This window comes from Blautia sp. HCP28S3_G10 (assembly GCF_052065235.1).
In the GTDB taxonomy this organism is placed as follows: Bacteria; Bacillota; Clostridia; order Lachnospirales; family Lachnospiraceae; genus Blautia_A.
On record NZ_JBQHUL010000016.1, the window covers coordinates 20,516 to 34,674 of the forward strand.

General features: G+C 41.1%; 12 protein-coding genes and 1 riboswitch. Of the genes, 6 read left to right on the top strand and 6 right to left on the bottom strand.

From position 1 onward, the window contains the following. Positions 1-32 precede the first annotated feature (32 nt). The 5 genes from ACTNB8_RS08195 to ACTNB8_RS08215 all read right to left on the bottom strand — a co-directional run bounded on the left by ACTNB8_RS08195 (position 33) and on the right by ACTNB8_RS08215 (position 6,656). Complete coding sequence (locus ACTNB8_RS08195) at positions 33-1,931, bottom strand: ABC transporter ATP-binding protein (RefSeq protein ID WP_441053831.1); 1,899 nt, start codon at positions 1,929-1,931, stop codon at positions 33-35. A 7-nt stretch (positions 1,932-1,938) separates the two neighbouring features. Further along, entirely contained in the window at positions 1,939-3,672 is a 1,734-nt protein-coding gene (locus ACTNB8_RS08200) for an ABC transporter ATP-binding protein (protein WP_441053802.1), read from the bottom strand. Between the two features lie 258 nt (positions 3,673-3,930). Further along, positions 3,931-4,662, bottom strand: coding sequence for an aminotransferase class IV (locus tag ACTNB8_RS08205; protein ID WP_441053803.1), 732 nt, complete (start codon positions 4,660-4,662; stop codon positions 3,931-3,933). A gap of 13 nt (positions 4,663-4,675) precedes the next feature. After that, positions 4,676-6,046 (bottom strand): aminodeoxychorismate synthase component I, encoded by a 1,371-nt coding sequence (pabB, locus tag ACTNB8_RS08210; protein WP_441053804.1) that lies wholly within the window; start codon positions 6,044-6,046, stop codon positions 4,676-4,678. A gap of 16 nt (positions 6,047-6,062) precedes the next feature. After that, positions 6,063-6,656 carry an anthranilate synthase component II gene (locus tag ACTNB8_RS08215; RefSeq protein WP_441053805.1) on the bottom strand — a complete coding sequence of 198 codons (594 nt, stop codon included), beginning with the start codon at positions 6,654-6,656 and terminating at the stop codon, positions 6,063-6,065. A gap of 230 nt (positions 6,657-6,886) precedes the next feature. Then, positions 6,887-6,983, top strand: a riboswitch (THF riboswitch). A gap of 153 nt (positions 6,984-7,136) precedes the next feature. Here ACTNB8_RS08215 and folE point away from each other — a divergent pair. The 4 genes from folE to folK are packed head-to-tail and all read left to right on the top strand — an operon-like array spanning position 7,137 to position 9,824. Further along, on the top strand, positions 7,137-7,694 hold the full coding sequence (gene folE, locus ACTNB8_RS08220) for a GTP cyclohydrolase I FolE (protein WP_296156662.1): 558 nt from the start codon (positions 7,137-7,139) through the stop codon (positions 7,692-7,694). Continuing rightward, entirely contained in the window at positions 7,694-8,173 is a 480-nt protein-coding gene (locus ACTNB8_RS08225) for an HD domain-containing protein (RefSeq protein WP_441053806.1), read from the top strand. The genes folE and ACTNB8_RS08225 overlap by 1 nt, the downstream gene beginning before the upstream one ends. Positions 8,174-8,188: 15 nt before the next feature. Beyond that, positions 8,189-9,001, top strand: a complete 813-nt coding sequence (gene folP / locus ACTNB8_RS08230) for a dihydropteroate synthase (protein WP_441053807.1) — start codon at positions 8,189-8,191, stop codon at positions 8,999-9,001. Between the two features lie 4 nt (positions 9,002-9,005). After that, the gene (gene folK / locus ACTNB8_RS08235) at positions 9,006-9,824 is read left to right on the top strand and encodes a 2-amino-4-hydroxy-6-hydroxymethyldihydropteridine diphosphokinase (RefSeq protein ID WP_441053808.1); all 819 of its coding nucleotides are present in this window, start codon (positions 9,006-9,008) and stop codon (positions 9,822-9,824) included. A gap of 22 nt (positions 9,825-9,846) precedes the next feature. Here the strand turns inward: folK and ACTNB8_RS08240 are convergent, their stop codons facing one another. Then, positions 9,847-10,518: a YkgJ family cysteine cluster protein gene (locus ACTNB8_RS08240; RefSeq protein ID WP_441053809.1), complete on the bottom strand. Its 672-nt coding sequence runs from the start codon at positions 10,516-10,518 to the stop codon at positions 9,847-9,849. Positions 10,519-10,634: 116 nt separating this feature from the next. Between ACTNB8_RS08240 and ACTNB8_RS08245 the strand changes: the two genes are divergently transcribed. Together ACTNB8_RS08245 and ACTNB8_RS08250 are read left to right on the top strand one after the other, a co-directional pair. Next, on the top strand, positions 10,635-12,398 hold the full coding sequence (locus ACTNB8_RS08245; protein WP_441053810.1) for an ABC transporter ATP-binding protein: 1,764 nt from the start codon (positions 10,635-10,637) through the stop codon (positions 12,396-12,398). Continuing rightward, entirely contained in the window at positions 12,395-14,158 is a 1,764-nt protein-coding gene (locus ACTNB8_RS08250) for an ABC transporter ATP-binding protein (protein ID WP_441053811.1), read from the top strand. Before ACTNB8_RS08245 ends, ACTNB8_RS08250 begins: the two co-directional genes overlap by 4 nt. Position 14,159: the final 1 nt, after the last annotated feature.

The window sequence follows — 14,159 nt, forward strand, 5'->3', positions numbered from 1 at the left end:
GACAGCCTTTACCGACTGTCCCTTCTGACTTTTTATGATAATTCAAGTTTACCTGTATAAAGCTGATAATAGGTTCCCTTCTGTTTTATAAGATCTTTATGGTCGCCTCTTTCAATGATTTTTCCATGTTCCAGAACAATAATTGCATCACTGTTCCTGATAGTGGAAAGTCTGTGCGCAATAACAAATACTGTACGACCCTTCATCAGATTATCCATGCCCTTCTGTACGATACTCTCTGTACGGGTATCAATGCTTGATGTCGCTTCATCAAGGATCAGTACCGGAGGGTCTGCTACTGCCGCCCTTGCGATCGAGAGCAACTGTCTCTGTCCCTGTGACAGTTCCTCACCGTCACCGCTCAGCATAGTATCATATCCATTCGGAAGCATCTGGATAAATTGATCTGCATGAGCCAGTTTAGCTGCAGCATATACTTCGTCATCTGTTGCATCCAGTTTTCCATAACGGATATTATCCATGATCGTTCCTGTAAACAGATGCGTATCCTGAAGAACAATTCCAAGAGAATGTCTCAGATCATCTTTTCTGATCTTGCTGATATTAATACCATCATAACGGATTTTTCCATCCTGTATATCATAGAAACGGTTGATCAGGTTTGTGATCGTTGTTTTTCCTGCGCCTGTAGAGCCTACAAAAGCAAGTTTCTGGCCTGGTTTTGCATAGAGACTGATATCGTGGAGAATAACTTTGTTGTCATTGTAGCCGAAAGTTACATCTTCAAAACGGACATCACCTTTCAGTTCTGTGTAGGATACAGTTCCATCAGCAGAATGAGGATGCTTCCATGCCCACATACCAGTTCGTTCTTTACATTCGACAATATTGCCGTTTTTATCTTTTCTGGCATTAACAAGAGTTACGTACCCTTCATCATCTTCCGGTTTTTCATCTATCAGGTTGAAGATACGTTCCGCACCTGCCAGTGCCATGACTATAGAGTTAAACTGTTGTGCCACCTGCATAAACGGCTGCGTAAAACTCTTTGTAAACTGAAGATAAGATGCCATAACGCCAAGTGTGATGCTGCCAACGCCTGCTACAGAAAGAACACCTCCGAGAACAGCAGTCAGCACAAACTGAAGATTGCCGATATTTCCAATCACAGGTCCCATCATGTTACCGTATTTATTTGCCTCAGATGCGCTTTCAAAAAGTGCCTCATTCAGAACATCAAATTCTTCTTCAGATTTCTTTTCATGGTTGAATACTTTTACTACTCTCTGTCCATTCATACGCTCTTCCACAAAACCAGTGACATCAGCAAGGGATACCTGCTGACGGACAAAATATCTTCCACTTTTGGCTCCAATCTTTCCTGTCACAAAAAGCATCACGAAAATAACCAGTACTGCAAGTACTGTCAGAAGTGGACTTAATACCAGCATGGATACAAACGTAACAATAATCGTAAACAGTGCCATAAGCGCCTGTGGAATCGCCTGACTGATCATCTGACGCAAAGTATCTGTATCATTGGTATAAAGACTCATGACAGATCCGTTTGTATTCTGGTCAAAATACCGTATCGGCAATGTCTGCATATGCTCAAACATATCATCACGTACACGTTTCAGAATTCCCTGACCGATATATACCATCATACGGGTATAAATAAATGTGGCAACTACACCAGCCATGAAAATACAGCCCAACACTCCCAATGCTTTATATAACCCTGCAAAATCAGGTGTTTTCTGTCCGATAAGAGGAAGTATAAAGTCATCAAGAAGATATTTCAACGAGAACGAAACTGCTGTAGTTGCAACTGCACTGATCAGAATGCAGATAAATACCAGGATAAACTGAATCTTATAAGTCTCTGTAACATACTTTATAAGACGTTTCGCCGTTTTTCTGTTCTGTGCATCAAGTTTCGGTTTACGTGACAGTTTTCTGTTGTCCATTTCTTTCTTACTCATCTTCTTCCCCTCCTTTCACCTGAGATTCATATACTTCTCTGTAAATATCATTTGTTTTCAGAAGTTCTTCAGAAGTTCCTATACCGGAAATACGTCCTCCGTCCAGAACAATAATCTGATCGGCATCTTCGATAGAAGAAACACGCTGTGCAATAATAATCTTTGTTGTATCCGGAATTTCCTCACGGAATGCCTTACGTATCAGCGCGTCTGTTTTTGTATCAACTGCACTTGTGGAGTCATCAAGGATAAGAATTTTAGGTTTTTTCAGCAATGCCCGCGCAATACAGAGACGCTGTTTCTGTCCGCCCGAAACGTTATTGCCACCCTGAACAATCTTTGTGTTATATCCCTCCGGAAATTCCTGTACAAAGCCATCTGCCTGTGCAAGACGGCAGACTCTTTTTACTTCTTCATCACTGGCTGTTTCGTCGCCCCAACGGATATTTTCATAAATACTTCCGGAAAACAGTACATTCTTCTGAAGCACCATAGATACCTGATCCCTGAGCACCTCCAGGTTATAATCACGCACATCTACTCCACCAACTTTTACAGCACCGCCTGTCACATCATAAAGTCTCGGGATCATCTGTACAAGTGTTGATTTTGCGCTGCCCGTACCTCCAATGATACCAACTGTCTGACCGGATTGAATATGGAGACTTACATCTTTCAGAGAAAGATTTCCTCCTTCTCCTGCATAACTGAAATCTACATGATCAAATAGTATTTCTCCGTTTTTCACTTCTTTTACTGAATTATCTTTGTCCTGCATTTCAGGAACTTCCTGAAGTAGCTCAGTGATACGGTCTGTGGAAGCTTCTGCGATCATGATCATGACAAATACAAAGGTAACCATATTCAGGGACATAATAATCTGCAGTGCATAAACAATAATGCTGGTAAGTTCTCCTGTTTCCATTGTTCCAAGCACAATACTGCGACCGCCGACAGCAGCAATAAGGAGGATTACAACATACATGGTAAACTGCATGACAGGTGCATTCCATGCAACAATTTTTTCAGCTTTTGTAAACAGTTCATATACATATCCTGATATACCATGAAATTTATCAACTTCATATTCTTCTCTGACAAAAGCCTTCACAACCCTGGATGCATTAACGTTTTCCTGAACAGAATTGTTGAGAACATCATACTCATCAAATACTTTAATAAAATTCGGATGCGCTTTTTTTGCTATAAACAGCAATGTTCCTCCAAGAAGAGGAATAACGATCAGGAAAAGCAGCGCAATTTTCACATTAATAAGAAGCGTCATGATCCATGACAGAATGATCATGATCGGAGCTCTTGCAAGAAGACGGATACTCATCATATATGCCATCTGCACGTTTGTGATATCTGTTGTCATTCGTGTAACAAGACCTGATGTAGAAAAATGATCGATGTTTTTGAATGAAAACTCCTGTACTTTATAAAAAATATCATGACGGAGATTTTTGGCGTATCCCGCCGCTGCCACTGCTGCCATATTACCTGCCTGAACGCCAAAAAACAGTGCAAGCATTGCCATTACTACAAGAGCAATTCCTCTCTGAACAATATAGCCAAGATCGCCATTTGCGATTCCGACATCGATAATCTTTGCCATTTCAAGAGGAATGAGAACTTCCATCAGTACCTCGAGAATTACAAGAAATGGTGCCAGCGCAGACTGTTTCTTATATTCTCTGATGGATTTGAAAAGTGTCTTATTCATCTTTTACCTCCTCAATCTTCAAACAGTTAGATTCGTAACTTTACATATTATACGGATTTGTTTTTCATAATGCAATCCTTTTTTTCTGCGCCACAGAATTTTCACTTTTTTAGTCACTGTTCACTTCGTTCACAGCAACTTGGTCAAAATCCATTCCAAATCACCTTCGGTGATGGGATTTTGCCCCTTTGGATATACATAAAAAAATGTCCCTGTGGCAAGGAACATTTTTCATATATATCCATATTTATTTTATCTTCAAAATCTGTTTCGTATATATTCTTTGCGCAGTCTGTCAGCTGTACCTCTCTCTGTAAACTGTTTATCGCCCAACTGCATTACCGGCATGATTCCCATCAGAGAATTGGTAACAAAACATTCGTCATAATATTTCAGTTCTTCCGGATAGATTACTCTCTCATTAATATCATAATTTTCAAGAAGATATTCCCTCATAATGCCCGGAAGAAGTCCACAGTAAACTTGTGGTGTACAGATCTGGTTTCTACGCACAAAAAAAATATTACTGACAGTTCCCTCACTAATCTGCCCTTTTGTATTCAGGAAAATCCTCTCATTAAAGCCAATTGCTGCCGCCGCTTTTTTTTCGAGGATACAGTCTCCGTAGTTCATTGTCTTATAGTATACCAGGGGAGAAGTTTCGTTTCGCTTCACTGGACTGAAATCTGCCTGAAAACCTTTTATGTAATTTTCTTCCATATAAGGATTGTCTCTTGTTATCATCAGGACATTATCCTGCGAGAGCATTATCTTGAGTGCTCCTTTTACAAGTTCGGTTTTTTTTATATATTCTCTGATTCCCTCTTCTGTAATCCCACGTTCTTCCGGATTTCCAATATTTAGAAACTCTGCTGCTTTTTTCAGTCTTCTTAAATGCCTTCCAGAAAAAACAGCCTGCCCCTCTTCCACGGCAATTGTTTCAAAGGCTCCCAGGCCAAACTGAAAACAGTTATCCAGTTTTATGTCCATATTGTTTCCTCTCTTATTTCATTGCTTCCAGAACAGCTTTCGCCTTCTGAAGAGTTTCTTCATATTCAAATTCCAGTTCTGATTCTGCGGTAATGCCGCCGCCTACTCCCAGATGATAAGCTCCATCTTTATATAAAGCTGTTCTTATTACAATATTAAAATCACAGTCACCGCCAAGTGTCAGATACCCGATGGAACCTGTATACAGATTTCTTCTTCCATGTTCAAGTTCATCAATGATCTCCATTGCCCTGTATTTTGGTGCCCCTGTGATAGAACCTCCCGGAAATGCTGCCTCAAGAAGATCTGCAAAGTTTCTTCCATCTTCCAGTTCACCTTCAATATTTGAAACAAGATGAAATACAGTTGCATATTCTTCTACAGTAAAAAGTTCTGTAACTTTCACACTTCCCGGCTTACAGACTCTGTTCAGATCATTTCGTTCCAGATCCACGATCATCAGAAGTTCACTCTTGTCTTTTTCGGAAGTTTCCAGTTCTTTCCGCATGATCATATCTTCTTCCGGTGTCTCACCTCTTTTGCGTGTTCCTTTGATTGGACGTGTCTCCACATGTCCTTTCTTCATCTTCAGGAAACGCTCCGGTGATGCACAGACAATCTGGAAGTCATCATAATCCAGATATCCCCCAAACGGTGAGGGGTTATTTTTTCTGAGATCCCAAAACACATCTTCAGGTTTTTTCTGACTTTTTACCGTCATCTGCTGCGTCATATTTGCGATATAGATGTCCCCTTCTATAATATAGTGAATCATTTCATCAACAGCCTGCTTATATTCTTCTTTTTTGAAATTTGGAAATACTTCTATATTATATGCTTTCTTTTCAGTCTCCGAAATTTCTCCGGAGGTTTTTTTCTCCTTAATCTTCTGCTCTGTTTTCTTTATCAGTTCTCCTGCGTCTTCAGTGATACCATTTGCAACAAGATATGTCTTCTTTTCCTGACAGTCCTCGATCACAAACAGATCATAAAAAACTAGCACGGCATCAGGAATAGATACAATGTCTTTTTCTGATGAGGTCACCTGCATGAGTTTTCTTCCATATTCATAAGAAAAATATCCTACCGCACCGGAAATCAGTGGAAGTTCTGTCGTATTTTTATCTTCATTTTTCCTGAGATATTTTCTCAGATAATCCTCAAAAGTAATATCTGTTTCTTCTATATTATTAATATAAAATTTTCCACCGTCTTTTACAAGTTTCAGATATGGTTTTCGACCGATAACAGAATATCTTCCAAGCTGATTCACAAGGGAAGAATCAAGAAATGCAAGATCTTTTTCTTTTTTTAATATCTGAAAAATATCTGCTGCAGATATATATTCTTCCAGTTCTTTTATCACTCTCTGTTTTTCGTACATCTTATCCTCCTGCCGGTTATGCCGGGCATTTTTCACTATATTGTTCCGATATTTTGCAGAAATTGTTCAGAAGTTCATGTCCGTATTCTGTAAGGACTGCCTCCGGATGAAACTGCACACCGTACAGGGGCAGTGTTCTGTGCGAGATTCCCATAACTGCCCCATCTTCTGCGATCGAATCCAAACGATAATCCTTCGGAATTGTTTTTTCTTTAACAATCAGAGAATGGTATCTTGTAACTTTAAATGTCTCAGGAAGTCCTTCAAAAAGTCCTGTCCCGTTATGATAAACTCTGGTCACTTTTCCATGCATGGGCCGTTCCCCTTTTTCTACAGTTGCCCCTGAGCAGAATCCCAGGATCTGATGACCCAGACATACGCCTAAAACAGGGATTTTTCCCTGAAATCTTCTGACTGTTTCCACGCACAGAGAAGCATCCCAGGGTCTTTTTGGTCCCGGTGAAAGAATGATTCCCTCCGGGTGGATTTTTTCAATTTCATCCAGTGAGATCCTGTCGCTTCTTTTTACCAGAATGTCCTTTCCAAGTTCCTCAAAATAAGCTTTCAGATTATATACAAACGAATCATAATTATCAATCATCAAATACATATTATACTCCTTTTCAACACAAAAAAAGGGACAACGCCAGGTGTACACGAAATACACACAGTCGTTATCCCTTGATGGTCCGTAATCTGTGAATCACGTTTATACTATCACATATCTCCGAAATCGTCAATATTTATTGTCTACTATGCTGGTTTTTAACCATTTTTTTCATTAAATTTGCCCTTTTCTGCCAGTTATATATATGTTATACTAGTGCAGAATGAATGATATGCAAAATAGGATTATATGCGTTAAGTGTTCGGCGAATGGGGAGTTGTCGCTGAAACGAAAAGTACGTCTTACGGTATATGATCCGCACCCGTTGCTTGCAATATAAGAGTATATCTCATATTGTGAAGGGATACGTTTTTCGACATACGTTCTATCACAACTGGAGATATCTTTTTTTATATACTTCTCGACAAAAAAAAGACAATCTCCAGAAATCACACACACCAGATCAAGGAGGTTGTTTTTATTATGGTAGACAAAGAAAAAGTAGAACAGGCGATCCGGCTTCTTCTTGAGGGAATCGGGGAAGATACAGAACGTGAAGGCCTGAAAGATACGCCTGACAGAATCGCCCGTATGTGTATGGAAATTTATGGCGGACTTGATGAAGAAGCAGATCATCATCTCGCCAAACAGTTTGAAGTAGAAAATAATGAAATGGTTCTGGAAAAAGACATCACATTCTATTCCATGTGCGAACATCACCTGATGCCATTTTACGGTAAAGCAGCTATCGCATACATACCAAACGGCAAAGTAACAGGCTTAAGCAAACTTGCCCGCACCGTAGATGTCTATGCAAGAAGACCACAGATCCAGGAACGTCTGACTGTACAGATTGCAGATGCTCTGGAGCGTTCTCTGAATCCGAAGGGAATCATGGTAATGCTTGAAGCAGAACATACTTGCATGACAATGCGTGGAATCAAAAAGCCCGGCAGCAAAACCATCACCACTGTGACAAGAGGCGAATTCAAAGACAATATGGAGCTTCAGAAACAGTTTCTTTCCATGGTTAAAGACTGATGGACCGAATTAATGCAATCTGGAACCACCCTCTGTATCAGCAGAATCTTTCTGAACTTTTGAACCTTGAATCAGACAGAATTTTCTGCCGGCATACACCGGAACATTTTCTGGATGTGGCAAGGCTTACCTGGATTTATATTCTGGAAGAGAGGCTCGATTTTTCCAGAGAAATTGTTTACAGTGCCGCACTGCTTCATGACATTGGCCGTGCCCGGCAGTATATTGACGGAACACCTCATGACGAGGCAGGCGCCTGTATTGCTAATACAATCCTCACTGACCTTGCTTTTACAGAAGAAGAAAAATCCCTGATCATCACAGCTATCAGCGAACACCGTTCTTCCGGTACTCAGACCGGAATTTTAAGCCGGCTTCTTTATAAAGCAGACAAAAAATCCAGAAACTGTTTCCTCTGCCCTGCACTTTCTGAATGTAACTGGGCATCTGAGAAAAAAAATATGACTCTTCAGTACTAAAAGGAGAACAGAATCATGAAAATCAGAAATACTGAATTTGATGTAAAAAATCATACATACATAATGGGAATTCTTAATGTCACTCCGGATTCTTTTTCTGACGGCGGCAAATGGAATACTCTGGATCATGCTCTCAGTCATGTTGAAGCCATGATCAATGACGGAGCTGATCTTATCGATGTCGGCGGTGAATCCACCCGTCCCGGACATACACCTGTCGGTGCACAAGAAGAAATTGAACGTGTTCTTCCTGTTATCGAAGCAATCCGCAGCCGTTTTGATGTTCCTGTTTCTGTAGATACTTACAAGGGAAGTGTTGCTGATGCTTCTCTGAAAGCAGGCGCAGATCTCATCAACGATGTATGGGGACTGAAATATGATCCTGAAATGGCACCTGTCATTGCACGTCATAATGCTCCATGCTGTCTGATGCACAACAAAGAAAATCCAGAATATAATAACTTTCTTATCGATATGCTTGCTGAAACACAGGAATGTGTAAATATCGCAAGAAAAGCCGGCATCAAAGATGAAAACATCATTCTTGACCCGGGTATCGGATTTGGAAAAACATACGAAATGAACCTTGAAGCCATGAACCATCTTGAACTCTTCCGGCACCTTGGTTTCCCTGTTCTCCTTGGAACTTCACGTAAATCCATGATCGGACTTGCACTTGATCTTCCTGTAGACCAGCGTGTGGAGGGAACTCTTGCCACTTCTGTTATCGGTGTCATGAAAGGCTGTGCTTTTGTACGCGTTCACGATGTAAAAGAAAACAAACGTGTGATACAGATGACTGAGGCAATTCTTGGAAGGGACAGATAATTTCATGGATAAAATAGAAATCAGAGGGCTTGAAATTTTTGCCAATCATGGTGTATTTCCGGAAGAAAATGTTCTTGGACAGAAATTTGTGATATCAGCCACTCTTTACACAGATACCCGAAAAGCAGGACTGACAGATGAACTGACAGCATCTATCCATTATGGAGAAGTCAGCCAGATGATTACTGAATTTACAAAAAACCATACATTTAAACTGCTGGAAGCTCTGGCCGAAAACCTCTGCCAGATGCTTCTGGAAACAGTCCCTCATCTTCAGAAAATCACTCTCCGCATTGAGAAGCCATGGGCTCCTGTCGGACTCCCGCTCGATACGGTTGCAGTTGAAATCACAAGAAGCTGGCATACAGCCTATGTCGCTTTTGGCTCTAATCTTGGTGACAAAAAGAAATATGTTGATGACGGTATTCAGGGACTTCGTAATACTGAACACTGTACTGTAGAGGCAGTTTCTGAATATCTGATAACGGAACCATACGGCGGAGTGGAACAGGATAATTTTCTTAACGGAGCTCTGAAACTCCGTACTCTTCTCACACCGGAAGAACTTCTTGACAGACTTCATGAACTTGAGGCAGCCGCAAACAGAGAAAGAATTGTCCGATGGGGACCTCGTACTCTGGATCTTGACATTCTGTTTTATGATAATGAAATCATCGACACTTTGGAACTTCATGTTCCACATATTGATATCGAAAACAGAGATTTTGTTTTGATTCCAATGAATGAACTTGCACCTTATTACAGACATCCGGTGTTAAACAGAACAATCTCCCAGCTTCTCGATTCACTTAATAACAGATAACTTTTAAACTTCTGAGTCAGGGTCATACACCCAGGCTCAGAAGTTTTTCTGCATCTTCCAGACGTTCCCGGAACTGCTCATAAAAATCTCTGTTTTGTTCATATGGAGTTCTGTAAAATCTGCTCAGAACATACATATTCAGGTTTCGGATCAGTTCCGTATCCTCTGTCTGATAAAAAACTTCCTGCACATCCAGAAGAAACTGATGCCAGTCCCAGACAAATTTTTCATAATTTTTAAGATCGGGCGTATCAAGCCATTTTTTTACTTTTATTTTGGAACGGTTTTTCTTTGCACATTCATGGATCTGAAGGATATAATAAAACCCTTCTTCAGTATAATATCTTCCCAGCGGGAAAAGCCTGCAGAAACCTGGACGTATGGCATGTACAGAACATCTGCCTTCTTCATTAAGAAAAATACATTTTTCCTCAGATCCTTTCATTGCAAGATGTGGAAGAATATTACCGTCCACCACTCCAAGCTCCAGTATACCATTCAGAAGTTCTTCCTGACTTTTTCCAAGTCCTCTGCTCAGACGACAGACATCATACGGATCCAGCACTACAGACTCGCCCATTCCCTTACAGCATTCACTGCAGCCTTTGCAGTCCTGACAGTCAGCCTTTACCATATCATTGACATTATATAATTTTCCATCTGAAATTTCTTCCAGTGTTACTTCTCTTCTCATATTCCGGATATATCCTTTCAAAATAATGTTTTAACTGTACAAAATCATTGTACAGGGATATAATAAACTTTGTCAATTACCAGACATAAATAAACGAAATGGAGGAAACTATCAACATGCGTTCTCTCGCAGTCTATCTGAAGAACTACAAAAAAGAGAGTATCCTTTCACCTTTTTTCAAATTTCTGGAAGTGGTGTTTGATCTTCTCGTTCCGGTAGTTATTGCACAGATCATCGACGTCGGTATCGCAAATAATGATCATAGCTACATTGTTCAGAAATTCTTTATTCTGATTCTTATGGCAGCGGCAGGACTTGCCGTCTGTATAATTGCCCAGTATTTTGCAGCAAAAGCAAGTGTAGGCTTTGCTACAGAGCTGAGGCAGTCTGTTTTTGACCATATCCAGGGACTTTCCTATACAGAACTGGACACTCTTGGTACAGACACTCTTATTACACGTCTTACTGATGATATCAACCAGGTACAGAACGGGGTAAATATGGGACTCCGTCTTCTTCTCAGAAGTCCTTTTATCGTTCTTGGTTCCATGGTCATGGCCTTTACTATCAATGTACGCTGTGCACTTATTTTTGTGATTGCAATTCCGGTACTTTTCTTTGTTGTATTCATTATCATGTATTTAAGTATTCCACTCTTCGGCAAGGTTCAGGCACGCCTCGATTCCGTTACAGGGCTCACCAGGGAAAATCTTACAGGTGTACGTGTTATCCGTGCTTTTTGCCGTGAAAAAGAATCTGTACAGGAATTTGACGAAAGCAACCTTCAGCTTACAAAACTTAATGAATTTGTAGGAAAACTTTCCGCACTCATGAATCCGGTGACCTATGTGCTTATCAATATTGCCACTGTTTTTCTGATCAATAATGCCGGTCTGCAGGTAAATCTCGGAAACATGCAGCAGGGTGAAGTAGTTGCACTTTATAATTATATGGCGCAGATGATCGTAGAACTGATCAAACTCGCATCTCTTATCATTACACTGAATAAATCCGCTGCATGTGCAAACCGTGTGGCTGATATCCTCAAGGTACGTTCAACCATGTCTTATCCGGAAAATTCAGTAACAACTGCTTCTTCCGAAAATGCGGTTGATTTTCAAAATGTCAGCTTTGCCTATGCAGGTTCCGGCGCAGCCAGTCTTTCTGATGTCAGTTTTTCTGTAAAAAAAGGCCAGACTGTCGGAATCATAGGCGGAACAGGAAGTGGTAAATCGACCCTCGTAAATCTTATCTCACGATTTTACGATGCAACAGAAGGTACTGTGCTCCTTGACGGACAGAACATCCGGGATTATTCTCAGGAACAGCTTCGCAGCAAAATCGGTGTGGTTCCTCAGAGGGCAGTGCTTTTTAAGGGAAGCATCCGTGATAACATGAAATGGGGCCGTGAAAACGCAACAGATGCTGAAATCTGGGAGGCACTCACAACTGCTCAGGCAAAAGAAATCGTTGAAGCCAAAGACGGACAGCTTGATTTTTTACTGGAACAGAATGGTCGTAATCTTTCAGGTGGTCAGAGACAGCGTCTCACCATTGCACGAGCTGTTGTTAAGAAACCTGAGTTTCTCATCCTTGATGACAGTGCCAGTGCTCTGGATTTCGCTACAGATGCTGCACTCCGCAAATCTCTGCACCAACTGAGGGGAATTACTACTTTCCTCGTATCCCAGCGTGCAGCAAGCATCCGTCAGGCTGACCAGATTCTTGTTCTGAATGATGGGCAGCTCGTGGGCAGAGGAACACATGATCAGCTGATTCTTTCCTGTGATGTTTACAGCGAAATCTATTTCTCACAGTTTCCTGAAGAACGTGCCAGATATTCAGGCAACTCAGCAGACTCCAGGGAGGTGACATTATGAGCAGTGAAAAGAAACAGACTACACATTCAGGCAGCATGGAAACTCTGTGGAAAGTACTCCGTTTCATCGGAAGATATCGTTTTCTTCTGATTCTCAGTATCGTTCTTGCATCAGTTTCCGTGATTCTTCAGCTGTATGTTCCTGTCCTCTTCGGAAATGCCATTGACCAGATTATTGCAGAACATAAAGTTGATTTTTCCGGCATGTGGTATTATCTTTCAAGAATTCTCGTTATGATCGTGATTTCCAGTGCTGCCACATGGATTATGAATATTATCAATAACCGTATGACATACCGTACAGTACAGGATATCCGTGCAAAAGCAATCCGCCACATTCAGGTACTGCCGTTGTCCTACCTTGACAGCCACAGCACAGGAGATATTATCAGCCGGATCATTGCAGATACCGATATTCTTTCGGATGGTCTGCTTCTAGGATTTACCCAGTTGTTTTCCGGTATTGTAACAATCGTCGGTACACTGATCTTCATGTTTTCCAAAAACTTCTGGATTACATTGCTGGTGATTGTACTGACACCTGTAAGCTTCTTTGTAGCCAAATTTATTTCTTCACGCTCTTTCCAAATGTTCCGTAAACAGAGTGATGCAAGAGGACGTCAGACTGCTCTTATTGAGGAAATGATCGGCAATCAGAAAATTGTACAGGCTTTTGGATATGAAAAAAAAGCTTCACAGCATTTCTCAGAAATCAATCAGGAACTGAAAGAATACAGCCAGAATGCTGTTTTTTACAGCAGCCTCACAAATCCCTCCACACGATTTGTCAACAATGTGATCTATGCCGGAGTTGCTCTTGTAGGCGCATTTATGATACCCGGAGGAGCTCTGACTGTAGGTGGCCTGTCTGTACTGCTTTCTTATGCCAACCAGTATATGAAACCTTTTAATGACATTAGTTCCGTCATTACAGAACTTCAGAATGCACTTGCCTGCGCAGCCAGAATTTTTGCTCTTCTCGAAGAAACTCCCGAAAGCCCTGATCCTTCCAAAACAATTTCTGATGTAAAAGGAAATGTAGAGATCAATGATGTAAGTTTCCGCTATGTTCCTGACAAAAAGCTTATCGAACATTTTAATCTTCATGCAGAACCAGGCAAGCGAATTGCCGTTGTTGGCCCTACAGGCTGCGGCAAGACTACTTTTATTAACCTTCTGATGCGGTTCTACGATGTGACTGGCGGTTCCATCTCCATCGACGGACATCCGGTCAATGAGATCTCCCGTCATTCCTTGAGAAGCAGCTTCGGAATGGTACTACAGGACACATGGATCAAAAACGGCACTGTAAGAGACAATATTAATATCGGTAAGCCTAATGCAACCGATGATGAAATCATTGAAGCAGCCAAAATGTCTCACAGCTGGGAATTTATCCGCCGTCTCCCAAAGGGACTGGATACCATGCTGAAAGAAGACAGCTTAAGTCAGGGTGAAAAACAGCTTCTCTGCATTACCAGAGTCATGCTCTGTCTGCCTCCTATGCTGATTCTTGATGAAGCTACTTCAAGCATTGATACACGTACAGAGCTTCTGGTTCAGGAAGCTTTTGAACGCCTTATGAAAGGCCGTACAAGTTTCATCGTAGCTCACCGTCTCTCCACAATCCGTAATGCAGACGAGATTCTCGTCATGAAAGACGGAAGTATCATTGAGCAGGGCACTCACGAAGAACTGATGGCAAAAGGCGGCTTCTATAACAACCTTTACAACAGTCAGTTTGTAAAAGTGGCCGAATAAA